This window comes from Janthinobacterium sp. SUN120, from assembly GCF_030397735.1.
Lineage (GTDB): Bacteria > Pseudomonadota > Gammaproteobacteria > Burkholderiales > Burkholderiaceae_D > Janthinobacterium > Janthinobacterium kumbetense.
Window position 1 is genome coordinate 236,170 of the sequence record NZ_JAPUBW010000001.1, and the last position, 22,264, is coordinate 258,433.

The following is a 22,264-nucleotide window of genomic DNA, read 5'->3' on the forward strand; positions in this document are numbered from 1 at the left end:
CTAGTTGATTGTTAGTATTATATCAGTAGGGAGTCGCGGGGGAGGGCGCGGGGCGATGGGGGCTGTTGTAAAAACGTCAGCGGCGGCAGGCACTGAGGGGGAGCGATGAGGGGATGCGGCACCAGCGCAACGTGGAAACTGGATAACGAGCATGATGGCGCACTTTGTACGCCATCGGAAAAAGAATGTGCAGGCTAATTCGTACAAGCAAATGGTTCGGTTTCCTTTTTTCATGCGTGTTCTGGCTCAGCGTGCTCGCGCCCCGCTTACCGGTAAATAGTCAGGTATTTCGCTGGAATGTCGAGCGGGTGGAGCATGCCAGCTAGCGCCAGGTTGATCAGCAGGGCGACCACCAGGCCGACTCCTGCCGGAACGCCAACGGCGAGCCTGCGCACCATCGGCGAGTGCGCTTCGACTTGCCAATATGCGGCACAGCCCAGGTGCGTGAATAGGGCATACACTGCGAAGAAATAATACGGTGCAAAGAACAATTCATATGGCATCAGCACAAAACCGGCTGCGGCATAGTAAAAATTGGTGTCGAGCTTGAGCGCGGCGCGGCCAAACAGGACCGCACCGACATGAAAAAGCAGGAACAGGGCCAGATAGATCCCTGAGCCGGCCTGCAGCCACGCTACGAACCCGCAGCGTTTTTTCCATCCCCGCAGCACCATCCATATTCCGCTGCCACATTGAAACAGTACGCACGCCAACAGCACCGGCTCGACGACGGCATTTCGATAGAGTGGCCGTGTCGCCTCCATGAAGGCGATGTGCGCATGGGCGCCGGCAATGGCCATCAGGTGATTGACAATATGCAGCAATATATAGGCCGCCAGGACGCATGCCGACAGGCGGTGAAATTTACGAATTGACATATGAATCCATGAGTGAGTGTGATTTTCCCTGTGTTGCGCTGGAGCTCCATACCTCATCGAGGGCTACAGATACTGCACCGAAAATTTCATTTATTAATAAATCGTCAATTTCGCACAAGGCGGACATGGCAGCGGTATTCATCAGACTCCCTCGGTTGGCATGAGATGGAGGTAGTATCGTTTGGTTGCCTAAGCAGGTCTTGAACGTTTGCGACACGCAACAATATTTTTATGACGCTATCGGATGCTGTCCGCCTTGTTGCCTGCGCGTGGCGCTAGCCTCTTGTGTTCGAGCCTCGTTGGTGCGCAGCACCGTTTACTTTCCACCGTTGCCGCCAGCCACCGGTGAAAAAGCGGGGCCTTTGACGCGCACTATTTGACAAAAGGACTTGCCGTTCAAGACGGTATCTGACGGATATCCGGCTTGGGCATGGCGGACAGCGAGAGGGTGCGCAGCACTTCCAGGCCTGCCACGAAGGAGTGCCCGCATTCGGGGTTCTGGCACATGTAGGTGATTTCCTTGAACATGGCGGACATCATGCGGCTTTTGACGGCGCGGACGGTGTTTTCGCAATGCGGGCAGGGCATGCCGATGACTCTCATTTCAGCTTTCTTTCCACTTGGTACAGGGCGCGACCGCGACCCGTCATGTTTTTTGACTGCTTGCGTAAGCGCGACTTGACGAGCCATTCGGCCGCCTGATCGATACTTGCCAGCCCCTGGCGCTGGCGCACGAGTTCCAGTACCGCGCGCTCTTCGTCATTGAGGTTAATTTGATGGTCTGGCATTTTCTGTAACTTTAGAGTTGCTCAAAAGTGACTCGGTTTAGATGCTGCGACGTTGTACGCTGTCGATGGTGGCGTCATCCAAGGCGATCACGGCCAAGGCTTCACGCATCACGATCTGGCGCACCAGCACCGCAAGCTCTTCGCCCTGGTAGTTGGCGATCGAGGAAACAAGCTGGTGCTCATAGTCATCGAGGCGCAGCATGACGCGGTGGCTGCGGATACGTTTTGCATCGGGGTACATGACGTTGTCCTTAGTGGGTGAGGTTAGAAGCGAGTTCGCGCTTGAAGTCGGCGAGGCCGCGCAGGATCAGGAAACGTAGAAACCAGGCGCGGGACCGGTCAAGTTTCTCTGCGTAGGCCTCGACTTCGGCTACCTCATCAGGCGTCAGGCGGACGCCGAGTGGCCGAGAAGTGACGCCCTTCGCCAGACGTCCGACTTTTGACAAATTATTCATAATGTTATGATCTGTAATCGCTACGGAATGGCGTAAATATATCACTCATTTGAGTGATTTTGAAAGGTATTTGTACTCAAATGAAGTATTTTTTTAATCGTCTCAAGGAAGAACGGAAGCGCCTCGGCCTTAATCAGGACGAGTTTGCTGCCCTAGGCGGAGTAAAAAAGGGTGCCCAGTTCAACTATGAAAATGGCTCCCGCACGCCTGATTCTGACTATTTGGCGGCCGTTGCTGCAGCTGGGGTAGACGTGTTGTATTTGCTGACTGGAGAACATGCGCTCTCTGCGTTACCTGCGGACGAGCATGAACTGTTGACTGGCTATCGCAAACTGGATATTCGTGCGAAAGCAAGGGTTCTCGGGGTTGTGGAGGGAATAGTCGAGACACCATATGACTCAGCCACCGCTGGTGGAAAACCTCATGTTAAGACAATCATTCATGGTGAAGTAGGTCAGCAAGTGCATGGGGATATAGTGGCTCCCCAAACAATTAACGTTGGAAGTAAAAAAAAATAACCAGCGGAAATTGTGGCGGAAGAGGTGCTTTCTACCTCTGAGGTGGGGTACTCAATTGATAATTGCAGCATTTTTAATGTTTGCTTTTGCTTGCAGTTGGTCGCTGTGCAAACGCGAAGTCATGGCCACGGCGGTAACAGGATTCAGCCGAAATTCCTGCTATTACGATGGGAAAGCTTTTACAGTTGGCATCGTTATCGAAACGGCAGAAGGTATCAGATGTGAATGTATTTCTAATGCTTCTAATGTTTTTTCCACTTGGATTGTAGGGAGTGGAAATAAGTTGCAACCATCTTAGCGGCTTCTTGATAGATTTCATTGATGACTTAAGTGGTATTTTGGCTCGTTAGATATTTATAATTTTGTTTATAAGTCACTCACTTTTTGTATTGTTATTTTATTAATATATTTCTGGTGATTTTTTGAGTTTTTCTGTAATGGGTAAGGTATTCAGGTAGGGATTAATTGATTTCTTTTTGGGTAAAGCCGGGAAAAGGGAGAGTTTGGTGAAGGGACTTGAAGGTATTGCGCTGACGATTAAAAAAAGTTCTCTTGATAAGGCAATTAGTCATGCGCAGGGACTCGGTGAGTCTGATGAGCAAATTGTAAGGAGAATATTTTTCTATCGTCCGTCACCGATTTCTGAAGTGGCGAATGATCCGATTTTCTCAATTTTTGATGCTGTTTCTGCTAAATTTGGAGTTCCATTTAAATCACTTTGCATTTCTGGATCGGCTCAAACAGGACATAGCCTATACAAGCATACTGACTTTGACCCTAGTTCGTCTGATTTGGATTTGGCAATAGTTGATGCTGGAGTTTTCCAGGAATACTCTGAAGCATCACTCATTGCAACTAATGGATATCTGAATAATACAAATTTCCCTGATAGGAGATATTGCGATAACGTTCAGGAATTATTTTTTCAAGGATTGGCTAAAGGGTATTTTCGTCCAGATTTGATGCCTATTTGCAAGAAGCAAATTGAATGGGAAGAATTTTTTCGACGGCTTACAAATAAGTATCGAGGAAATTTTAAATCTATTAACTGCGCAATTTACTTTTCACAAATATTTTTTGAGAAAAAATTGATGCCAGTTTATTCTAAATATATCGAAAGGAAATAATGAGTAAGTATAAAGTAAGATCGAGAGATTTGGTAGACATGGCATCGGATATCAAAGCCGGGACTATTATTTTATCGCCGCACTTTCAGAGGAAATTGGTTTGGAGGTTGGCCCATAAAGTTGATTTCATTAAAACTATTTTATTGGGTTTCCCATTTCCTGAGATTTTCCTATCTCGTGGAACTCTGGATGTTGTTACGATGAAATCCACTAGTTGTATTGTGGATGGTCAACAACGTATGAATACAATCGTAGAATATCTGGCGGATAAGTTTGAGGTTGATGAAAGGAAATATTCTGATCTTACTCAGACGGAAAAAGAAGATTTTCTGAAATTTGAAATTGCAATTATTGACCTGGATCTGCCACAAAATGATCCGAAAATTAAAGAAATTTTTCAACGCCTAAATCGGACTTTTTATGCTCTTTCTCAGATAGAAAAAATTTCTTCTGAATATGCATCTTCAGAGTATATGTTGGTAGCAAAAATGATGTGTGGAGAACTACGCGATTTAGAAGATGGCTCTAGTGATAAAAATATTGATCCGGATCTCTATAAGAGTGACCCGAACATTTCAAAGAATTTTATTAAGTGGGGGAACTTGGTAAAGGCCGATAAATTTATTAAGTTTATTGTCGAGGGGCCAATCTTTTCTGTTTACGAGATTCAACGTCAGGTGCATCTGGCCTATACTCTAAATTTAATTTCAACTATAGAAAGCGATTTCTATAATAGGAATGAACAGCTTCAACCAAATTTATTCAATTATGCTGATGAGTATCAAAATAAAGATGAGGTGGTGAATAAACTTAATTGGGCCGCAAAAATTATTTCTGATTTGAAATTGCCGGAGTCTTCGCCTTGGTATTCAAAGTCGAATGCTTTTACTCTATTGATTGCACTGGTAAGAAACTTCGAAAGCATCGATGGTATTAGTAAAGTTAAGCTGCGATCATTGTCAACGGCTCTAAAGACATTCCTGGAAACACCTCCAGACGATTACGCGCTAGCAGCACGAGAAGCTGTAAATAATAAGCGACAGCGTATGGACCGTAATGACGCAGTTGAAGATATAATTAATGAAGCGCTGGAATTGGTTTGATTGTATTTTAATTGATGTTTACTATGTATTTATATTGTAGAGATTTATTTACTATGGTTGCTGGGATTGGGATTTGATTAGGCATTGGTTTTTATTCTGGAAGCCGTGGCCATATTTTATTAAAACACTGATCCTTGGCAGCTGTGGGCATCAGATCGATTTATTAATACGGCTGCGGATCCGACTTTTTTCGACTCTACGGTTTCCCAGCTTCCATCAGCATGCGTTCGTTCATGTAAGTTCCAAATGTGCAGGCTTGGAGGGCGGTGTCAGGTCTGCCATTCGGACACGAACTCAACCTTGGCGTGTAGACTCACAGCAACCTCTGATGTACTTCTTAGTGTGAATACGACACGACTAGCTATGCTGCATATGCGTTTTGACGCTGAGTTTTAAATTTAATAATAGAAATTTTTATTTATATTATTTTTATTTTGGGGGGGTGGGAGTAGATGAAAAGAGATTATATTGGATATGTTATTGCATTATTAAGTATATTGATTGCTGCATATATATCTTGGTATTTTTACGATAAGAGTATTCAGTTTAAGCAGCCAACTTTTTCTGCGGACTTTGTTCCGCAAACTATTTACGACGTAAAGGAGGAAGTTCGTATTCCGCTTAAAGTTACTCGCGAAGATGGTACGCCATTGAATAAAAGTGTTCGGCTTGCATCACATACCTTTTGGAATGCTGGAAATTTACCAATTTCCGCACAAGACGTACTTACGCCGATTCGCGTTACAATAAAAGATGATTCTGCAAATATTTTATCTGTATCAACTGAAAGGGAAAGTCGAAAAGTGGTCGGCTGCTCGGTAAAACTTGATGGGAAAAATTCATTTATTATAAATTTTCGAATCCTGGAGCAAGACGATGGTTGCTTGGTTAGAATGTTTTACACGGGAAGTTCGTCAGTTAAGTATGCTATTTCTGGCGATATCGTTGGTGTGAAAAAAATTGCCCTTCAAGACGAAACAGCTTGGGATGTAATCGAGAGGGGTAACAGTAAAACAGAGATTTTTGAGAGGTTTGCCAGTAAGGCATCGGCGATAATTTCTGTTTTGGTAATTGGAGTTTTTGCCATGATTTTTGTTCATGATAATCATGGGAATAGTCGTCGAATGTGGAAAGCTAACTTGGGATTTGTCGTTGCTTTACTTTTGATTGTTGGGGCAGATAAATTGAGTTCGCGCATTAAAGAAATTAATTCGCCAGTAACTGTTAATAAGGCAAATTGGGTATCAATTGATGCACCATAGAGCAGAGCTCGGGACTTCTTTTTTGCATTGTTCAAACCTTGGGAATTGTTGATTTTGATTTCTGACGTTCGTCGCTGTTTTCCTGAATGATGTCCCGCACTTCTTCAATATGCCTCCACGCATGCAGCGCCGCCCGCTTGGCGGCCTGCTTGCTCTTGTAAAGATGCTCCAGCGTCTTGAGCTTGGCCTTGCTCCCGGCCATTTCTTGCCCCGCCTTTTTCTTCTTCGCAGCCACGTCCTTCCACTTGGCCACCACACCCGTTATGCCCTCGTCCGGGTCTTTCTCGTCCTCGCGTTCTGCCTCGACCGCTTCCGTTTTCGTCTCAAATTCCACCCGCGTGGTAAAGCCGCTGCCGCCCAGGCTGTGCGTGACCTTGACCGATAGCCATTCGGTGGCGTCGGTCTCGGGCTTGAAGCCTGTCACGGTCACTGGCGATTGCGGGAACACGGCCGGGTTGCCCAGGGCCAGGCTCATTTCAAAGGTGGCCAGGCCGCGCAGGATGCGCTGCCATTCGGCGACAGCCGCCGCGCGCGCGTCCGTCTCGTTGGCGAAGGTGGTACGCAGGCGCTTGCTGTTGCCCGGCACGCCGGCCACCACGCTGCGGCGGCGCGCGTAGAGCTCGTCGTGCCAGAAGGCGCGCACGCCCGTGTAGGCATCGCTTTCGGCGCTGTGATAGCGGTGGCCATCGCTCAGGGCGCGCGTGATGGGAATGACGGGCAACGCCTTGCCGCTGGCGGTGCGGCTCTGGTTGATGGGGATGAAGAGCAGGGTATCGTTTTTGACGGTGGCCACCGCGTGGTATTTCCTGCCCAGCCGGCGCAGGAAGGCCGCATCGCTTTCGTGGGTCTGGTCGATGTGCTCGATGGAGGTGTCGCGAAGGCGCGCCGATACGCCCGACGCCAGCTCGTTGCGGAAGGCAATCGCCTCAATGATGGCGCCCAGGGTAGTCTTGTGAAAGCTGTGTTCCTGCTGCTGTTTAAACGTGTCGATCAGGTTGGCCGACCTTGCGCGCAGGGTGATGGTATCGGGCGCACCGCTGTGCTCCACCTCGTCTACGGTGAACTTGCCCATATCCACCAGGCCGGTGGCTTGCCAGCCCAGCGCCAGGGCGATCTGCGCGCCGCGCGGCGGCAGGGCCAGCTTGCCGTCGCTGTCATCAAGCGAGATATCGAGCTGGTCGCTCTCGTCGCCACGGCACAGGGTCAACGTCAAATTGATCAGCCGCGGCGAGACGATGGCCGTCAAATCCTTGTCCTCGATGCTGACCTTGAAGGCGGGGATAGGCGGCCGCCACGGCCTGGCTCTTGGTCGTCACAGGCTCGTCGGCAAAGCCAAGTGCGTTGCACAGGCGCTCGATTTCATCCTCGGTAGGAATGCGTCCGCGCGAGGAGGCAGGCTTGGGACGGCGCACGTCGCTGGTCGGACTGGCCGCAAACCATTTCCATTCCCTGCGCACAGTCGTAAAAACGTGGGAAAGCAAGTTCAGCTCGCGATTCACGGTGGCGCCACTGACCTTGCTTTCCCCGGTCATGCGCTGATCGTGCCGGGCGCCGAGCAGTTCATGTGTCACGTTGGCCAGTTTGATGTCTTTGATTTTCTGGCCGCCAATGAGCACTTCGCCGATGGCGTTGAGGCGCAGCCTTTCCCAGCGCTCGCCGCGCTTGTGGATGGAGACTTCTTCCAGGTATCGGTCGAATGCGTCGCCGCAGCTTTTCCCGGCGACAATGCCACTGTCGGCGCCGCGCCGGATTTCGGTTTTGCGTTCCGACGCCCAGGCCGCAGCTTCGGCCTAGGTGCTGAATGTTTTAGATTCCCATGTGCCGAGGATGGCGATCTCCGCCCGCCAGCCGCCAACCCGTTTCCTGAGTGAAGCCATGCATCCCTCTCGTTGAGGCGCGATCAAGGCGTAAATCTGGCGTAATCGCTACTGGTTTTTGTCGGGTTTAATCTGTATCAAGGGAAATGTCGGGACGTAAAAAAAGCCACTAACCCGTTGATTGTATTGGGTTTAATGGCTTTTTTGATGTTTCTGAATTCTGTGCGCTGGTGCCCGGAGCCGGAATCGAACCGGCACGCCCTTACAGGCGGGAGATTTTAAGTCTCCAGTGTCTACCAGTTTCACCATCCGGGCAGCGCGGCGAGATTCTAGCACAGGTGATGCCCATAATGCCATCTTGTGCCTGAGCCAGGCTGTCCGGTTTGCGCCGGACAGCATGGTTTTATCTGCCTGCCGTCAGAACGTCGCCTTGAACTGCACCCCATACGTGCGCGGTTCGTTGATGATGCCCGTCAGGTTGTCAAAATCGATGGCGCCCAGCGACTGGATCTGGTTGGTGATGTTGCGGCCGTACGCGGAGATTTCGTATTTGTCCCATTTGTAGCCGACGCGCAAGCCGCCTTCCAGCAGTTCCTTGGCCTTGTATTCCTTCGCTTCATACAGGAAGAAGTTGTAGCTGGTGCGGTAAGCCCAATCCGTGTAGGCGTAGAACTCGCCATTGGCGAGGGGTATGCTGTATTTCAGGGTGAAGTTGGTCTGCCACTCCGGCGCGCGGGGCAGCGGGTTGCCGTCGATGTAGGCCGTGCCCTTGAACGGACCGACGGGATCGGTGACGGTGCAGCCGCTGGCCGGGTTGTTTTGCGCATTGCCGCAACTGAGGACGAACAGTTTCTTGTCCTGGATTTCCGTGTGGTTGTAGCTGCCGCCCAGGGTCATGCTGAGCGAATCGCTGAGATTCGCCTGGAAATCCAGTTCCACGCCGCGGCCGGTGGCCTTGTCGGCGTTGATCAGCTGGTTCATGTTGACGGCGCCGCTGCCGGCCGTCAGTTGCTTGTCCTTGACGCGGTACTGGAACACGGCCACGCTCAGGCGTGCGCGCTTGTCGAACAGGTCCTGCTTGATGCCCGCCTCGACGGACAGCGCTTTCTCGGCGCCCGCAAACGAAGGGCGGTCGGCCAGGCCGTTCAGGCGGCCCTGCATCGACGGCGCGCGGTAGCCGGTGGCGATACGCGCGTAGGCATTGGTTTCCGGCGTGAGCACATAGGTGCCGCTCAAGTCCCAGCTGACGTTGTGCGAGGTGTCGTGCAAGTTGAAGGGGCCGGCCGTGGTCGCTTCCACGCGCTTGGCCGAGAAATCCTTCTTGTCGCTCGTGTAGCGCAGGCCGGCGCGCAGCTTCAGGGCGTCCGAGACCGTGTAGTTGAGCGAGCCGAAGGCCGCGTACGACTTCGAACTCTGGTTTTGCGTGGCGTAGGCGCTGTTTTGCGGATTGCCGGGTGCCAGGCTGTCAAAGCTGATGCTGTCGATCTGGATATCTTCCTTGAAGTAGAACAAGCCGCCTATCCATTGCAGCGGGCCGCGGGCAGACGATTCGGCGCGGAATTCCTGCGAAATCTGCTTGTGGTTGGGGATCACGTCGGCCGTTTCCACGACGAAGGGGATGAAGCCGGGGCCCATCGGCGGGGCGTACACGGCGCCATAGCCGCCGTCGACGTCGGCGCGGCTGAAGAAATCGAGTTTTTCGTAGCCGGTGATCGAATGCAGGGTGACGCCGGGCAAGTCCCATTTCAGGCGCATGCTGCCGCCCTTGGTTTTCAGGTGCTGGCGGTTGATGCCGTCGGTCGGGTAGGAGTTGTAATCGAAGTTGTCGACCAGGTCGTTGGTGCCCTGTTTCAGGATGTTGGCGCGGAACAAAGTGGCTGTGCCGTCGAGGTTACGCGCATGCACGTTGAACAGGGCGGTGAAGTCGCGCGTGGGCTTGACCAGTACCTGCAGGCGGGCGGCGCTGTCTTCATAGCCTTCGAAGTCGCGCGTGCCGGTGGGGCGCGGGTTGTGCACGCGGTCGTCGCGGCGCTGCGTCTGGCCGGAAAAGCGCAGGGCCACCGTGTCGCTGACGGGCACGTTGAAGGCGCCTTCCAGGTTCTTCATGCCATCCTTGCCGAAACCGCCGCTCAGGTAGCCTTCCGTCTTGAAGACGGGCTTGGCGGAATCGAACTTGATCACGCCGGCCGGCGAGTTGCGGCCGAACAAGGTGCCTTGCGGGCCGCGCAGTACCTCGACCTGATCCACGTCAAACACGGGAAAACCTTTCAACATGGCGTTTTCCTGCACCACGTCGTCCATCACCAGGCCCACCGGTTGCGAGGCATTCAGGTCGAAGTCGGTATTGCCCAGGCCGCGAATGTAGAAACGGGGAAAGGTGCGGCCGTAATCCGATTCGACGGAGACGCTGGGCGAACGGCTGTTGAGGAAGCGGATGTCGGCGCCGCCGGCCGTCAGGGTGTCGAGCTTGTCGCCCTTCAGGGTAGCGATGGACATGGGTACGTCCTTGATGTTTTCCGCGCGCCGCTGCGCCGTCACGATCACCGTTTCCAGCTGGCCAGGACCGGCTTGCGCCACCGGAGCGGCAGGCGCGTCGGTGGCTGGCGGCGGGACGCTGTCCTGCGCCATCGCCTGCAGGGGGAAGGCGGCAGTGATTGCCAGGGCAATCAGGGTGTGGCGTATTGTGCTGGCGCGTGTGCTGGCATGCGGTGTCATCATGAAACGGCTCCTGTCGGTGAAGGTTGTTGGGGCGCTGCAAGCTGGCGCTGGCCAGTTGGACGAAAAATCATGCTAGCACGGAAAGTTTTGGTATTCATGCCATTTTTCAGGCCTGCTCATTCATATGTTTTTCGACTGAATACGCGAATAAAATCGTATTTGTCGTCAATATTGGGCGGGTGCATAGTGGAGTGCCGGCAGGCTTGCGCGAGCGCAAAGTGGCCTGGCGTGGCGATGGTGGTTTCCTGCGGAAACGCAAACAGAGGGAGGGCTGTGGCCGCGCGGCCCGCGCCCGGACACTGGAAATACAACAGCTGCCGCGGATTTTTTTCGGCAGGGGCGTGTTGTTGCTGCGCGACAGGGGATAGTGGCGGTGGGGGCCATCCCCGTGTGCGGATCAGCCGGGAATGGGCGTGCCCTGGTGAAAAATCATTTGCCAGCGGCCATCGCGCCACTTCCACAGCGAACTGCGCAAGCTGGCGCTGGCGGGCAGGGCGCCGCTGGCGTGGCGTTGCGAGCGGTAGGTCACCAAGGCCACATCGTCGGCCAGCAGGCGGGCTTGAAAATCGCTGATGCTGCGCGGACAAAAATCTTCTGCCGGCAAGTCCGCCAGGGTCGCGGCGCGTGTCCAGAGCTTGCCCGAGCTGCCGAATTCGACGAACTCGTCGGCTAGCAGCGCTGCCAGCCTGGCGCTGTCGGCGCGCACGGCCCGGCTTTGCAGCGCCGCTTCCAGCGCCTGCAGCTGCGCCGCCAGGCGTGCGCCGTCCTGCGTCTGATCCTGCGCGTGGTCCATTGCCAAGGTCTTCAGATGGGAAACGCGCCCGCGCCCGACACATTCAGGCAGGCGACCTTATCGCTGGAAAAATACTTGATTTGCCCCAGACCGATGGCGTAGCAGCCGTCGCTGAGCGGGGAAATGGGGCCGGTGAGTTTTTCACCGCTGATCAGGGTCACCACCCAGGGCGTGGTGGCCGGTTTGCCCGCGTGGGCCAGTGCGTGTTGTACCAGGTCTGACATGGAGCCTCCGATGGAAATCAAAGCTCGATGATAGCAGTGCCGCGCAGGCTTGGGCGATGCCGTGCCGGCCTGGCGCGCGGGCTGCGCCATGGCCGCCGCGGAAGGCATGACCGGGCGTCATTATTTATTTGCATAATGGCAATCAAGTGATATAGTTGACAAGCACTCCTGGCGAAAAAGCTTGGCAAGGCAATGTTGATTGATCCTTTTCTGCCGTGCTGCGTTTGTTCCGCCGGCGCCGCGCGCACTACTTTTGAAAGCCGCACCATGTCCAGCCAGTACCCTGACGCCCCGCCCCGCTTTTCCATGCCCCCGCCGCCAGTCACCAATACGCCGCTGGAATTCATGCCCACGCACGATCTGTCCTTTTGGGACAGCGATGTGACGTCGGGTTGCATGGTGTCGCTCGATGCCGCCGTGTCGTTCAAGGATGGCTACCCCTCCTTGCGCATCGACCTGCCAGCCGGCTTGCCTGCAGGTACCGTCGTGAAAGTGGGCACGACAGGCGCTGCCGGCAAGGGCCAGCCGCGCATCCCGTTCAACTGGGACTTGCAACGCTTTTCCTTCGCGCTGCGCTCGACGAATGCCGCCATCATGCAGACGGGGGGCATGATTTACCTGGGCAACAGCGATTACAGCAGTTTCTGGTCCGGCTTCCTGAATGCCTTGCATTACGGCGGTTCCGCCGCCGCCGACACCTTGATGTTCGTCAACAATGAGTGGTGGGTGCCCAAGCTGGCCACGCCGCTCGATAGCGAGGGCACGCCCACGGCACAAAACCTGTCGCGCGGGAAATTTACCGTGCAGCTGACCGCCGCCACGACGCAGCCGGAAACCATCTGGCTGGGCATGCTTGCGGCGTTGCCGAAGCGTAAATTGCCCACCGTCATCTTGTCCTTTGACGATGGTTATGCCTCCTGGGATACGTATCTGATGGAGCGGCTGAAATACTATGATTTGCCGGCCTCGTTTGCCATCGTCACCTCCCTGCTGGGGCAGCCCGATTACATGTCGGCTGAGCGCATGAAGGCGCGCTTCGACGATCCGTCGCGCCTGTTCGACTTTACCTTGCACCAGAGCGTGCACGACAATGTGGCGGTACAGGGTTCGGCCCAGTACGTCACTGCGCTGCAGGTGGGGCGGGACAAGATGCGCGCCGCCGGTATCGGCGGCGATGGGCCATCGCACCATGCGTGGGTCGAATCGCTGTGGACGAATACGGCCATCAACGCCATGCGCGCCGCCGGTTTCCTGTCGGCGCGCGGCGCCGGCTATACGGCCGAGCGCGGCTTTGACCAGATGTTTTTCACTGGCAACGACAAGGATGCCTACATCCTCAACACTTCCACGGTCAACCTGACAAACGACGCCAGCTTTGCGCAAGTCCAGGCGGCGATCCAGACGGCGGTGGGCGACGACAGCTTTGTGTTTGTCAACGGCCACGATATCGTCAGGACGCCAACGTCCGACTACCAGACCTCGTATGCGGTCATCGATGAATTGCTGGCATGGCTGGCGGGGCAAGTGGCTGCCGGCGCGCTGCAAGTGGTGTCGCATAGCCGCTGGTTTGCCGATACGACGGGCAGGGTGACGGACCGGCGCTGATCGCCTCGGGAGCAGAATTGCGCCGGCGCCTCAGGCGTCGGCCAGCAAGTTCTTCGGCAGGGCCACCGACACCAGCTTCCAGTGCCACAGGCCGTCGCGCGCCAGGGTCAGTTCGCCGATATGGCTTTTGCTGTGGGCGCGCTGCACCACGACGCTGTCCCAGGAGGTGTAGCGCAGTTTGTAGTCGGGCTTGGTATTGCGCTTGCGGCCGCTGATGTCGCTGACCTTGGCGAGCGGTTTTTCGTAGCGGTCATTGAGCTTCATCAAGGCGACGATGCCTTCGGGCATCAGCATGGTATCGAGCAAGGGGTCGATGACGTCGGGACTGATGTCGTCGGCCACTTCGGGCGCCGAAAACAGGGTGTGCAGTTGTTGCCCGAGGCTGCCGCGCAGCTGGGGCAGGTCGATATGCGCAGCGAGGGCCTGGGTATCCTCGTCCATCGTTGCCGTGCGAATCTTATTCATGGTGAAATACGGGCTGCCATAGAAGACGCCGGCCAGCGCGACCAGTGCCACTACAGCGAGAAGCATCATTCTTTTCATCGTGCGATCTCTCGGATGCCTGGCGACCCGGTGCGCCTGAAGTGTTGGCATTCTACATAATATTTCCCAAAATCAATATAGAGGTTTAAGTAAGTGTTGTTTTAGATCAAGTTTCTTTAAAGTAATTCCGGCGGCAAGGTGATGTCCGTCAGTTTCCAGTCCCAGATGCCATGGCGGCGCAGCAAAAACTGGCTGGCGGCGGGCCCGGCGCCGCTGCGCCGCAGCACCACTTCGTTCCACGAACGGTACGCCATGCCGAAGTCGTGGCGCTTGCCGTCCGCTCCGTGCTTGCCATGCAGGATCAATACCGTGATGCCGGGCGGCGAGACGATGGCGTCGAGCATTTCCTTGAAATCGTCCTCATTGGCTGTTTCGCCGGCTGCCCGCAGCTGGCGCGCCACGCTGGCGCGCACGGCGGGCAGGTCGGCCTGCTGCGCCAGGTTTTCCAGGCGCACGGATTTCGCCGCGATGCTGATGCGGTACATGGCGATATAGGGGCTGACCCAGGTGAAGCCGATGGCGGCGACGGCAAAAATGAGTGCGGTGGCGTACTTTCTTTTCATGCTATGGCTCGTTGGGTCGCAGCTTGCACGCGGGGGTCAATAGCCGCCAAGGATCTGGTATTCCAAACCTTGATTTCCTGCGCTGCGTATCTGGATCCGGATTTTCCGGAAGGTGACTTCCGCGGGAAAACTGGTGATCTCAAACGACAAGTCTTGCGAAAACGACGGCCGTGCCAGGTCGCCTGCATATTCTCTGTAGGCAATGCGCAAGGTGTGATTGCTGTAGCCCTGATATAGCAACTGCGAATTGATGGACCTGTCGATAGGCGCGGTTTCCACTCCCGGGCCGAATTTGATGCCGGGGTTGACATCTTCGTGCCACCACATCAGATCGCTGGCGACCATCACCTGGTCCAGCAGGCCATCATTGTTGCGGTCGGCAAAACAGGCATTCCTGGTCATCCCGGGCAGCAGCATGTTGAAGACCTGGCGTTCGGTGCAGTAAGCGGGCTTGCCTTCAATATCGGCGCGGTACAGGAAGTCGCCCTCGATGACGGCAACGCGGCCGCCGCCGATGGACACGGCGCGTCCATCGTAGATCTGATAGCCCGTTTTGCTTGTGTATTGGAATGTGGACAATAGCGCTTCACCAGCAGTGACCTTTGAAACGATGTTCAGTTGCGGATCATGGCCGATGCGCTCCATCGTGCGGGTCGTCTCGCGGACTTCCATGGTGGCACATCCGCTGAGTAGCAGCGCAGCGATGGCGACGCGGTATAACTTTTTCATTGATTTCCTTGTTTGTCTTGGGCACGCTCATGCACAAGCCGGCGCGATTAAGGGGAAGGGTAGCTAAATATTGCCAAATGATAAGTTCAGTTGCCTATGAAAGAAAGGGAAAATGCGCTTTTTTCCATTGTGACGGACGATGGCGGACCTCGATCAGCTGCATGGGCGGCGGATGGTGTAGCATTCGTGCCGGCGCGGACCATCGCGCCGCAATATTGAGGACAACCATGAATATCACTATCAATCAGGTGCTGCAGTCGTATATCGACCCGCTCACCGCCAGCGAGTACGCGGCACTCGAGCGCAGCCTGCTGGCCGAAGGCTGCCGCGATGCGCTGGTGCTGTGGAACGACGTGCTGATCGACGGGCATAACCGCTACGCCATCTGCCGCCAGCACGGCATCGAATTCAAGACCATCCAGAACACCAGCTTTACTTCGCTCGACGACGTCATGCTGTGGATGATCGACAATCACCTGGCGCGCCGCAGTGTATCGGACTTCCAGCGCGGCGTGCTGGCCCTGCGCAAGAAGGAAATCGTCGCCGCGCGCAGCCCGGCACCCGTCAGCGCCCAGGATGCGCCGGAAGGCGAAAACGCGCCGAAGGCACCCATGAGCACGCGCGAAGAGGTGGCCAAGGCGGCGAGATTGAGCAGCAACCAGATCAGCCAGATCGAGAAGATCCAGAAGGCGGCGTCGCCGGAACTGGTGGAAGCCGTCCGTTCGGGCACGATCTCGATCAATGCGGCGGCCACCGTGGCATCCCTGCCGCCGGAAGAACAGGTGGCGGCCGTCGCCGGCGGTAAAAAACTGCTGCGCCAGGCGGCCAAGGAAATCCGCGAACAGCGCGCCGCCACGCGCACGCCGCGCGAGCCGAAGGTGCATGTATCGCAGGACACGCCGGAAACGGGCAACGAGCCGTGGGCGGAGAACGCGGCCCAGGCGCCGTCCGAAACGGAACGCCTGCGCGGCGAGATCGCCAGCCTGAAACAGAAGGTGGCGCAGCTGCAGGCGGAAAATGTGGAGTTGAACCAGCGCATCGCGGCCCTGATTGACGCATCCTGATCTGGAGTTTTGGCATGTTACATAGCAGTGCCCTGTTTGCCTCAGTTGCTGTCGCCAGTATTCCCGTGCTGGCCGCACCCGCTGTTTCTGTCAAGGACATGGCCCGCTGGCAGGCGCAGGCGGCCAATGTCAGCATCGCGCGCGACACCTGGGGCGTGCCCCATGTGACGGGCAAGACGGATGCGGATGCCGTGTTTGGCCTGATGTATGCGCAGGCCGAGGACGATTTCCCCCGCGTGGAACTCAATTACATCAACGCCATGGGGCGCCTGGCGGAAGTGGAGGGCGAACGGGAGCTGTACCGCGACCTGCGCATGAAGCTCTTCATCGACCCGCTTGAGCTGCAGGCGCAGTACCGCGCCAGCCCGGCGTGGCTGCGCAAGTTGATGGACGCCTTTGCCGATGGCCTGAATTTTTACCTGGCCACGCATCCGCAGGTCAAACCGCGGCTGATCGCGCATTTCGAGCCATGGATGGCCTTGAGCTTCAGCGAGGGCAGCATCGGCGGCGATATCGAATCGATCAACCTGGCGCAGCTCGAAGCGTTTTACGGCCAGCAGGCCAGTCCTGCCGCCGTGGCGCTGGCCAGCATCGAGACCGGGTTGGACCCCGAGCCCAGCGGCTCGAACGGTTTCGCCATCGCGCCGGCCATCACCAAAAATGGCCATGCGCTCTTGATGATCAACCCGCACACCTCGTTCTACTTCCGTCCCGAGGTGCAGGTCACCAGCGGCGAAGGTTTGAACGCGTATGGCGCCGTCACCTGGGGCCAGTTCTTCGTCTACCAGGGTTTTAACGAGCGCCTGGGCTGGATGCATACCTCGGGCGGCGGCGACGTCATCGACGAATACCTGGAAAGCATCGTCGACAAGGACGGCGCCTGGTGCTACCGCTATGACGGCGGCTTGCGCCCCTTGAAAACCGTGCCCATCACCTTGCCCTACAAACTGGCCGACGGCGGCATGGCATCGAAAACCATCACCGTCCACTACAGCCACCACGGCCCCATCGTGCGCGCGCAGGATGGTAAATGGGTGGCCGTGCGCCTGATGCATGAACCGTTGAAGGCTTTGATGCAGTCGTACACGCGCACCAAGGCGCGCGATTATGCTGCGTTTTATCAAACGATGGAATTGCGCACGAATTCGTCGAACAATACGGTGTATGCGGATGCGGATGGCAATATCGCCTACTTTCACGGCAATTTCATCCCCGTGCGCGACCCGCGCTTCAACTGGAAGCAGCCCGTTGACGGCAGCGACCCGGCCACGGAATGGAAAGGGCTGCACACGGTGGCGCAAACCATCACCCTGTTCAATCCGAAGAATGGCTGGATCCAGAATACGAACAACTGGCCGTATTCGGCGGCTGGCGCCCACAGCCCGCGCCAGAGCGACTATCCCGCCTACATGTCCGTGTACGGCGAAAACGCGCGCGGCCTGCATGCCGTCAAGGTTTTCCAGAACCGGAAGGATTTCACGCTCGACAAGCTGATCGCCGCCTCCTACGACAGCGAACTGACGGCCTTCGAAGCGCTGTTGCCGCCCCTGTTCGCGGCATACGATGCGCTGCCGGCGGGCGACGCGCACAAGCTGGCGCTGGCCGACAAGGTGGCCTTGCTGCGGGCCTGGGACTGGCGCTATGCGCTGGACTCCACTGCCACCTCGCTGGCCGTGTTCTGGGGCCAGGAGCTGGCCGAGCTGGCAGGAAAACAGGCGCGCGAGCAGGGCGTGCCCGTTGTCGATTTTCTGGCGACGGACAAGGTCACGGCGGCGCAGCGCCTGGCTGCACTGGCGACGGCGGCCGATAAACTGCAGCGCGATTTCGGCAACTGGCAAACGCCGTGGGGCGAGATCAACCGCTTCCAGCGCCTGACGGGCGATATCGTGCAGCCGTTTGACGATGCGCAAGCCAGCCTGCCCGTGCCTTACGCGTCGGGCAACTGGGGTGCGCTGGCCGCGTATGGACAGAGCAGCAAGAGCACCACGCGCAGGATCTACGGCGAGCGTGGCAACAGCTTTGTGGCGGCCGTGGAATTCGGTCCCCGCATCAAGGCGAAAAGCATCCTCGCCGGTGGCCAGAGCGGCGACCCGAAGTCGCCGCACTTCCGGGACCAGGCGGCCATGTATGCGCGCGGCGAATTCAAGGATGTGCTGTTTTATCCCGAGGACGTGGCGAAGCACCTGGAGCGCAGGTACCACCCCGGAAAATAGCCGCCGGGCGTATCAAATCGCGTCGAGCGCCGTGCGCAGGTCATGGCGCAAATCCTCGATATCCTCGATCCCCACCGACAGGCGGATCAAGCCATCGCCGATGCCCAGCCTGGCCCGCTGCCCGGCCGGGATGCTGGCATGCGTCATCAGGGCAGGGTGCTCGATCAGGCTTTCCACACCGCCCAGGCTTTCGGCCAGGGCGAATACCTCGCAGCGTTCGAGGAAGCGCCGCGCGCCCGCCAGATCCGTATCGAGGTCGATCGAGATGATGCCGCCGAAGCCATCCATCTGGCGCTGCGCCAGCGCATGCTGCGGGTGCGAGGCCAGGCCCGGATAAAACACCTTGCGCACTTCCTTTTGCTGTTCCAGCCACTGCGCCAGGGCCAGGGCGCTTTCGCAATGGCGCTGCATGCGGATGGCCAGGGTTTTCACGCCGCGCAGGGCCAAAAAGCTGTCGAACGGCCCGGCAATCGCCCCCACGGAGTTTTGCAAAAAGCCCAGCTGCTCGCGCCATTCCGCCTGGCGTTCTTCCGCGCCGACGATGGCGATGCCGCCGATGATGTCCGAGTGGCCGTTCAAATACTTGGTGGTCGAGTGCACGACGATGTCGAAGCCGTGTTCCAGGGGGCGTTGCACCAGCGGGCTGGCAAACGTGTTGTCGGCCACGGCGATGATGCCCCGTTCGCGGCAGATATCGGCAATGGCGCGCAAATCCGCCAGTTTCAGCATCGGGTTGGTGGGCGTTTCCACCCATACCATCTTCGTTTCCGGGCGCAGCGCGGCCAGCAGGTTCTCGGGATTCGTCAGGTCGACATACGTGAATTCATGACCGGCCGAGCGGCGGCGCACGCGCTCGAATAAACGGTAGGTGCCGCCGTACATGTCGTCGCCGGCGACGATGTGGCTGCCCGCGTCCAGCAATTCCAGCACGGACGAGATGGCGGCCAGGCCCGAGGCGAAGGCGAAAGCTGCGCTGCCGCCTTCCAGGTCGGCCACGCAGCGCTCCAGCGCCCAGCGCGTGGGGTTGTGCGAGCGGCCGTAGTCCAGGCCCTTGTGCACGCCGGGGCTGTCCTGCACGAAGGTGGAGGTGGCGTAAATGGGTGGCATGATGGCGCCCGTCGACGGGTCGGGCGACTGGCCGGCGTGGATGACGCGGGTGGCGAGGCGGCTCTTGCGGGGCGTTTGTTGGCTCAAGATAGTGTCCTGCGTAAGTGGTTGAGAAGGTCGAAGCGGGTGATCAGGCCATAGAAGGCGCTGTCGTCGGCGACGACGGCCGTCAAGCCCCGGTCCAGGGTGGCGCGCAGGGCGGGCAAGCCGCTTGACGGCGCCAGGGTTTCGATCTGCGTCGTCATGGTGGCGCCCACCAGACCCGCAAAATGCGCGGCGTCACTGGAAACGTGCAGCAGCAAGTCCGATTCGTCGATAATGCCGACCAGCTGGCCGCCGTCGATGACGGGCAGCTGCGCCAGGTCGCTGGCGCGCATGCGGTTGAAGGCCGTGAGCAGGGTGTCGCCCGGCGCCACGCTGACCACGTCGCCCTCGTCGTAGCGGCGTCCGATCAGGTCGCGCAAGTCGCCGGACAAGGCGCGCTGCAACAGGCCCTGGTCGCGCATCCAGCCGTCGTTGTAGACCTTCGACAGGTAGCGCGTCCCCGTGTCGCACACGAAGGTGACGACGCGTTTGGGCGTGGTCTGTTCGCGGCAGTACTTGAGCGCGGCGGCCAGCAGGGTGCCCGTCGACGAGCCCCCTAAAATGCCTTCGGCCAGCAGCAGGGCGCGCGCGGAATCAAAGCTTTCCTGGTCGCTGATGGTGTAGGCCTTGGTGACGCTGTCCATGTCGGCAATCGAGGGAATGAAATCTTCGCCGATGCCTTCGACGGCCCACGAGCCGCTCGTGTCCGATACCTTGCCCGTGTCGATGTATTCGGTGAGGATGGAGCCTTGCGGGTCGGCCAGCACGAATTCCAGCTTCGGCTGCGCCTTGCGGAAGTAGCGCGTCAGGCCCGTCAGGGTGCCGGAGGAGCCGACGCCGACGACGATGGCGTCCACGTCATGGCCGCTTTGCTCCCAGATTTCGGGCGCCGTCGTCGTTTCGTGGGCCAGCGGATTGGCGGGATTGTTGAACTGGTCGGCAAAGAAGGCGCCCGGCAGTTCGCGCGCCAGGCGCGCCGCGTAATCCTGGTAGTACTCGGGATGGCCCTTGCCCACGTCCGAGCGCGTGGTGTGCACTTCGGCGCCCAAGGCTTTCAGGTGCAGTACTTTTTCCGTCGACATCTTGTCGGGCACGACGAGAATCACGCGGTAGCCCTTGATGCGGCCCACCAGCGCCAGGCCGATGCCGGTATTGCCGGCCGTCGCCTCGACGATGGTGCCGCCCGGCTGCAGGAGGCCGTCGGCTTCGGCCGCTTCGATGATGGACAGGCCGATGCGGTCCTTGATGGAACCGCCGGGATTTTGCGATTCCAGTTTCAGGAACAGCTGGCACAGGCCCGTGTCGAGCCTGGTCACTTCGACCAGTGGGGTGTTGCCGATCAGCTTGTATAGCGCTGGCGGCTGGGATGGGGATGGCATTCGATCATTCATGGTGGCTCCTGTCAGAGAAACAGCCGCTCCGGATTGTGTCCCGAGCCGCCTTCCGTGCCGCGCAGTGTAGGCGGGTGCACGGGTGCGGCGAACGAATGTTTGCATGCTTGCATATGCGGCTTTCGCATATCGCTTGTGGCGTGCGCGCTTCGAGTATGCGCCGTTTTTAGCCCGCTTGCCGCGCCAACGGCACGACTATTAAGCTGCCGCAAGCCCGCCATTGCGATTTATAATCACGCCTCGAAAAGGAACTAAACAGTATCCTGAAAACCAGACGAACAGGGCAGGCGGCAGTGGCAAAACTTTATTTCCGGTATTCCGCGATGAACGCGGGCAAGTCGACGGCCTTGTTGCAGGTCGCGCACAACTATGAAGAGCAGGGCCAGCAGGTGCGCCTGTACACGGCCGCCATCGACAGCCGCTACGGCGTGGGAAGGGTCACTTCGCGCCTGGGCCCGCAGCGCCAGGTCGATATCTTCCATGCCGACACGAATTTCCTCGACGCAATTCCCCAGGTCGCTTGTCTGCTGGTTGACGAAGCGCAATTTCTCAGCACGGCACAAGTGCAACAATTGCACCAGTTGGCGCAAGTGAAGGGCGTGCCCGTCATCTGCTATGGCTTGCGCACGGATTTCAAGGGCGAACCGTTCCCCGGCTCGGCCTATCTGCTGGCGCTGGCCGACGATATCGAGGAATTGAAGAATATCTGCACTTGCGGCAAGAAAGCCACGATGAACATCCGCGTGGATGAGCAGGGCCGTCGCATCAAGGAAGGCGAGCAGATCAGTATTGGCGGCAACGAGAGTTACCGCCAGGCGTGCGGGCGCTGTTTCTATGCCTGATTTACAACGCCTAGCAAAACCGTAGCGAGCGGAAGGAAGTTGTGGTTGAGAAGCGCAACTGTACGAAGGTACAGTGAGCATCGCAGACCGCAAATTACGACGCGCAGTAGGTTTTGACAGGTGTTCTTATTCGGCGACAGGCGCGCCTACATCGGCATCGTCCGCCAGCGCCAGGTCGCCCCGCTCGAAGGCGGCAAGGATGTCATTCGCGCGCGCCACGTCGTGTTCGCGCACCAGCACGCGGGCGCCGCCGATGGCGGCCGCCAGCAGCATGTCGGCCTGCATGTGCTGGTCATCCGTCAGCAGCACGTCGATGCCGGCGGCGGCCAGGCAGCCGCGGATGACGTGCGCATCCGTGGGGATCATCAGCCGGGCAATTAAAACGTAGTCGTCATGCATTGTGCCTCCTGGCAAGGTAGATTCATCCCCATCTTAGCACC

General features: G+C 57.3%; 24 protein-coding genes and 1 tRNA gene. 9 read left to right on the top strand and 16 right to left on the bottom strand.

Translation table 11 applies throughout. The features are described 5' to 3' along the window. Positions 1 to 266: 266 nt before the first annotated feature. The 5 genes from O0879_RS01030 to O0879_RS01050 all read right to left on the bottom strand — a co-directional run bounded on the left by O0879_RS01030 (position 267) and on the right by O0879_RS01050 (position 2,121). Positions 267 to 878 carry a hypothetical protein gene (locus O0879_RS01030; RefSeq protein WP_289914265.1) on the bottom strand — a complete coding sequence of 204 codons (612 nt, stop codon included), beginning with the start codon at positions 876 to 878 and terminating at the stop codon, positions 267 to 269. Positions 879 to 1,274: 396 nt separating this feature from the next. Then, complete coding sequence (locus tag O0879_RS01035; RefSeq protein WP_289914266.1) at positions 1,275 to 1,481, bottom strand: ogr/Delta-like zinc finger family protein; 207 nt, start codon at positions 1,479 to 1,481, stop codon at positions 1,275 to 1,277. Next, positions 1,478 to 1,666, bottom strand: a complete 189-nt coding sequence (locus O0879_RS01040) for a hypothetical protein (RefSeq protein WP_035820911.1) — start codon at positions 1,664 to 1,666, stop codon at positions 1,478 to 1,480. Before O0879_RS01040 ends, O0879_RS01035 begins: the two co-directional genes overlap by 4 nt. Before the next feature lie 37 nt (positions 1,667 to 1,703). Next, entirely contained in the window at positions 1,704 to 1,907 is a 204-nt protein-coding gene (locus O0879_RS01045) for a hypothetical protein (RefSeq protein WP_289914267.1), read from the bottom strand. A gap of 10 nt (positions 1,908 to 1,917) precedes the next feature. Then, complete coding sequence (locus O0879_RS01050) at positions 1,918 to 2,121, bottom strand: ribbon-helix-helix protein, CopG family (RefSeq protein WP_289914269.1); 204 nt, start codon at positions 2,119 to 2,121, stop codon at positions 1,918 to 1,920. Positions 2,122 to 2,201: 80 nt separating this feature from the next. Between O0879_RS01050 and O0879_RS01055 the strand changes: the two genes are divergently transcribed. From O0879_RS01055 to O0879_RS01070, 4 genes are all read left to right on the top strand, one after another. Beyond that, a complete protein-coding gene (locus tag O0879_RS01055; protein ID WP_289914270.1) occupies positions 2,202 to 2,639 on the top strand; it encodes a helix-turn-helix transcriptional regulator in 438 nt (145 codons plus the stop codon). 506 nt (positions 2,640 to 3,145) lie between these two features. Beyond that, the gene (locus tag O0879_RS01060) at positions 3,146 to 3,766 is read left to right on the top strand and encodes a hypothetical protein (protein ID WP_289914271.1); all 621 of its coding nucleotides are present in this window, start codon (positions 3,146 to 3,148) and stop codon (positions 3,764 to 3,766) included. Beyond that, positions 3,766 to 4,869: a DUF262 domain-containing protein gene (locus tag O0879_RS01065; RefSeq protein ID WP_289914272.1), complete on the top strand. Its 1,104-nt coding sequence runs from the start codon at positions 3,766 to 3,768 to the stop codon at positions 4,867 to 4,869. Before O0879_RS01060 ends, O0879_RS01065 begins: the two co-directional genes overlap by 1 nt. A gap of 452 nt (positions 4,870 to 5,321) precedes the next feature. Then, complete coding sequence (locus O0879_RS01070) at positions 5,322 to 6,131, top strand: hypothetical protein (protein WP_289914273.1); 810 nt, start codon at positions 5,322 to 5,324, stop codon at positions 6,129 to 6,131. Positions 6,132 to 6,162: 31 nt separating this feature from the next. Here the strand turns inward: O0879_RS01070 and O0879_RS01075 are convergent, their stop codons facing one another. Continuing rightward, on the bottom strand, positions 6,163 to 7,377 hold the full coding sequence (locus O0879_RS01075; RefSeq protein ID WP_289914274.1) for a contractile injection system protein, VgrG/Pvc8 family: 1,215 nt from the start codon (positions 7,375 to 7,377) through the stop codon (positions 6,163 to 6,165). On the opposite strand from O0879_RS01075, the gene O0879_RS01080 reads away from it, so the two are divergent. Next, on the top strand, positions 7,367 to 8,002 hold the full coding sequence (locus O0879_RS01080) for a hypothetical protein (protein WP_289914275.1): 636 nt from the start codon (positions 7,367 to 7,369) through the stop codon (positions 8,000 to 8,002). The genes O0879_RS01075 and O0879_RS01080 overlap by 11 nt on opposite strands. Before the next feature lie 174 nt (positions 8,003 to 8,176). Here the strand turns inward: O0879_RS01080 and O0879_RS01085 are convergent. The 4 genes from O0879_RS01085 to O0879_RS01100 form a co-directional block, all read right to left on the bottom strand. Further along, a tRNA-Leu gene (locus O0879_RS01085) sits at positions 8,177 to 8,263 on the bottom strand. A gap of 102 nt (positions 8,264 to 8,365) precedes the next feature. After that, positions 8,366 to 10,663 carry a TonB-dependent receptor gene (locus O0879_RS01090; RefSeq protein ID WP_289916126.1) on the bottom strand — a complete coding sequence of 766 codons (2,298 nt, stop codon included), beginning with the start codon at positions 10,661 to 10,663 and terminating at the stop codon, positions 8,366 to 8,368. A gap of 400 nt (positions 10,664 to 11,063) precedes the next feature. Beyond that, positions 11,064 to 11,459, bottom strand: a complete 396-nt coding sequence (locus tag O0879_RS01095; protein WP_289910535.1) for a nuclear transport factor 2 family protein — start codon at positions 11,457 to 11,459, stop codon at positions 11,064 to 11,066. Positions 11,460 to 11,470: 11 nt separating this feature from the next. Beyond that, a complete protein-coding gene (locus O0879_RS01100; RefSeq protein ID WP_010399127.1) occupies positions 11,471 to 11,683 on the bottom strand; it encodes a hypothetical protein in 213 nt (70 codons plus the stop codon). A gap of 267 nt (positions 11,684 to 11,950) precedes the next feature. On the opposite strand from O0879_RS01100, the gene O0879_RS01105 reads away from it, so the two are divergent. After that, entirely contained in the window at positions 11,951 to 13,288 is a 1,338-nt protein-coding gene (locus O0879_RS01105; RefSeq protein ID WP_289914276.1) for a polysaccharide deacetylase family protein, read from the top strand. Positions 13,289 to 13,318: 30 nt separating this feature from the next. On the opposite strand, the gene O0879_RS01110 is transcribed toward O0879_RS01105, so the two are convergent. The 3 genes from O0879_RS01110 to O0879_RS01120 all read right to left on the bottom strand — a co-directional run bounded on the left by O0879_RS01110 (position 13,319) and on the right by O0879_RS01120 (position 15,123). Beyond that, the gene (locus tag O0879_RS01110) at positions 13,319 to 13,822 is read right to left on the bottom strand and encodes a DUF2939 domain-containing protein (RefSeq protein WP_180278753.1); all 504 of its coding nucleotides are present in this window, start codon (positions 13,820 to 13,822) and stop codon (positions 13,319 to 13,321) included. Between the two features lie 125 nt (positions 13,823 to 13,947). Beyond that, entirely contained in the window at positions 13,948 to 14,394 is a 447-nt protein-coding gene (locus tag O0879_RS01115) for a DUF2939 domain-containing protein (RefSeq protein ID WP_289914277.1), read from the bottom strand. Between the two features lie 36 nt (positions 14,395 to 14,430). Then, on the bottom strand, positions 14,431 to 15,123 hold the full coding sequence (locus tag O0879_RS01120) for a hypothetical protein (protein WP_251348258.1): 693 nt from the start codon (positions 15,121 to 15,123) through the stop codon (positions 14,431 to 14,433). Positions 15,124 to 15,350: 227 nt separating this feature from the next. Here O0879_RS01120 and O0879_RS01125 point away from each other — a divergent pair, with 227 nt between their 5' ends. Then, complete coding sequence (locus O0879_RS01125) at positions 15,351 to 16,187, top strand: hypothetical protein (protein WP_251348259.1); 837 nt, start codon at positions 15,351 to 15,353, stop codon at positions 16,185 to 16,187. A gap of 14 nt (positions 16,188 to 16,201) precedes the next feature. After that, the gene (locus O0879_RS01130; protein WP_289914278.1) at positions 16,202 to 18,400 is read left to right on the top strand and encodes an acylase; all 2,199 of its coding nucleotides are present in this window, start codon (positions 16,202 to 16,204) and stop codon (positions 18,398 to 18,400) included. A gap of 12 nt (positions 18,401 to 18,412) precedes the next feature. Here the strand turns inward: O0879_RS01130 and O0879_RS01135 are convergent, their stop codons facing one another. Together O0879_RS01135 and O0879_RS01140 are read right to left on the bottom strand one after the other, a co-directional pair. Next, positions 18,413 to 19,594 carry a PLP-dependent aspartate aminotransferase family protein gene (locus O0879_RS01135; RefSeq protein WP_289914279.1) on the bottom strand — a complete coding sequence of 394 codons (1,182 nt, stop codon included), beginning with the start codon at positions 19,592 to 19,594 and terminating at the stop codon, positions 18,413 to 18,415. Further along, positions 19,591 to 20,970 (bottom strand): cystathionine beta-synthase, encoded by a 1,380-nt coding sequence (locus O0879_RS01140; protein ID WP_289916127.1) that lies wholly within the window; start codon positions 20,968 to 20,970, stop codon positions 19,591 to 19,593. The genes O0879_RS01135 and O0879_RS01140 overlap by 4 nt, the downstream gene beginning before the upstream one ends. Before the next feature lie 305 nt (positions 20,971 to 21,275). Here O0879_RS01140 and O0879_RS01145 point away from each other — a divergent pair, with 305 nt between their 5' ends. Next, entirely contained in the window at positions 21,276 to 21,824 is a 549-nt protein-coding gene (locus O0879_RS01145) for a thymidine kinase (RefSeq protein WP_099667472.1), read from the top strand. A gap of 126 nt (positions 21,825 to 21,950) precedes the next feature. Here the strand turns inward: O0879_RS01145 and O0879_RS01150 are convergent, their stop codons facing one another. Next, positions 21,951 to 22,223, bottom strand: a complete 273-nt coding sequence (locus O0879_RS01150) for a DUF2007 domain-containing protein (protein WP_070256715.1) — start codon at positions 22,221 to 22,223, stop codon at positions 21,951 to 21,953. Positions 22,224 to 22,264: the final 41 nt, after the last annotated feature.

What these genes read in the sequence shown, in the direction of transcription:
- O0879_RS01065 (WP_289914272.1), top strand. Translation starts at nt 3,766, where the DNA reads ATGAGTAAGTATAAAGTAAGATCGAGAGATTTGGTAGACATGGCATCG.
- O0879_RS01150 (WP_070256715.1), bottom strand. Translation starts at nt 22,223, where the DNA reads ATGCATGACGACTACGTTTTAATTGCCCGGCTGATGATCCCCACGGAT.
- O0879_RS01110 (WP_180278753.1), bottom strand. Translation starts at nt 13,822, where the DNA reads ATGATGCTTCTCGCTGTAGTGGCACTGGTCGCGCTGGCCGGCGTCTTC.
- O0879_RS01055 (WP_289914270.1), top strand. Translation starts at nt 2,202, where the DNA reads ATGAAGTATTTTTTTAATCGTCTCAAGGAAGAACGGAAGCGCCTCGGC.
- O0879_RS01120 (WP_251348258.1), bottom strand. Translation starts at nt 15,123, where the DNA reads ATGAAAAAGTTATACCGCGTCGCCATCGCTGCGCTGCTACTCAGCGGA.
- O0879_RS01125 (WP_251348259.1), top strand. Translation starts at nt 15,351, where the DNA reads ATGAATATCACTATCAATCAGGTGCTGCAGTCGTATATCGACCCGCTC.
- O0879_RS01140 (WP_289916127.1), bottom strand. Translation starts at nt 20,970, where the DNA reads ATGCCATCCCCATCCCAGCCGCCAGCGCTATACAAGCTGATCGGCAAC.
- O0879_RS01040 (WP_035820911.1), bottom strand. Translation starts at nt 1,666, where the DNA reads ATGCCAGACCATCAAATTAACCTCAATGACGAAGAGCGCGCGGTACTG.
- O0879_RS01115 (WP_289914277.1), bottom strand. Translation starts at nt 14,394, where the DNA reads ATGAAAAGAAAGTACGCCACCGCACTCATTTTTGCCGTCGCCGCCATC.
- O0879_RS01080 (WP_289914275.1), top strand. Translation starts at nt 7,367, where the DNA reads ATGGCCGTCAAATCCTTGTCCTCGATGCTGACCTTGAAGGCGGGGATA.
- O0879_RS01050 (WP_289914269.1), bottom strand. Translation starts at nt 2,121, where the DNA reads ATGAATAATTTGTCAAAAGTCGGACGTCTGGCGAAGGGCGTCACTTCT.
- O0879_RS01130 (WP_289914278.1), top strand. Translation starts at nt 16,202, where the DNA reads ATGTTACATAGCAGTGCCCTGTTTGCCTCAGTTGCTGTCGCCAGTATT.
- O0879_RS01045 (WP_289914267.1), bottom strand. Translation starts at nt 1,907, where the DNA reads ATGTACCCCGATGCAAAACGTATCCGCAGCCACCGCGTCATGCTGCGC.
- O0879_RS01090 (WP_289916126.1), bottom strand. Translation starts at nt 10,663, where the DNA reads ATGACACCGCATGCCAGCACACGCGCCAGCACAATACGCCACACCCTG.
- O0879_RS01070 (WP_289914273.1), top strand. Translation starts at nt 5,322, where the DNA reads ATGAAAAGAGATTATATTGGATATGTTATTGCATTATTAAGTATATTG.
- O0879_RS01035 (WP_289914266.1), bottom strand. Translation starts at nt 1,481, where the DNA reads ATGAGAGTCATCGGCATGCCCTGCCCGCATTGCGAAAACACCGTCCGC.
- O0879_RS01030 (WP_289914265.1), bottom strand. Translation starts at nt 878, where the DNA reads ATGTCAATTCGTAAATTTCACCGCCTGTCGGCATGCGTCCTGGCGGCC.
- O0879_RS01105 (WP_289914276.1), top strand. Translation starts at nt 11,951, where the DNA reads ATGTCCAGCCAGTACCCTGACGCCCCGCCCCGCTTTTCCATGCCCCCG.
- O0879_RS01100 (WP_010399127.1), bottom strand. Translation starts at nt 11,683, where the DNA reads ATGTCAGACCTGGTACAACACGCACTGGCCCACGCGGGCAAACCGGCC.
- O0879_RS01095 (WP_289910535.1), bottom strand. Translation starts at nt 11,459, where the DNA reads ATGGACCACGCGCAGGATCAGACGCAGGACGGCGCACGCCTGGCGGCG.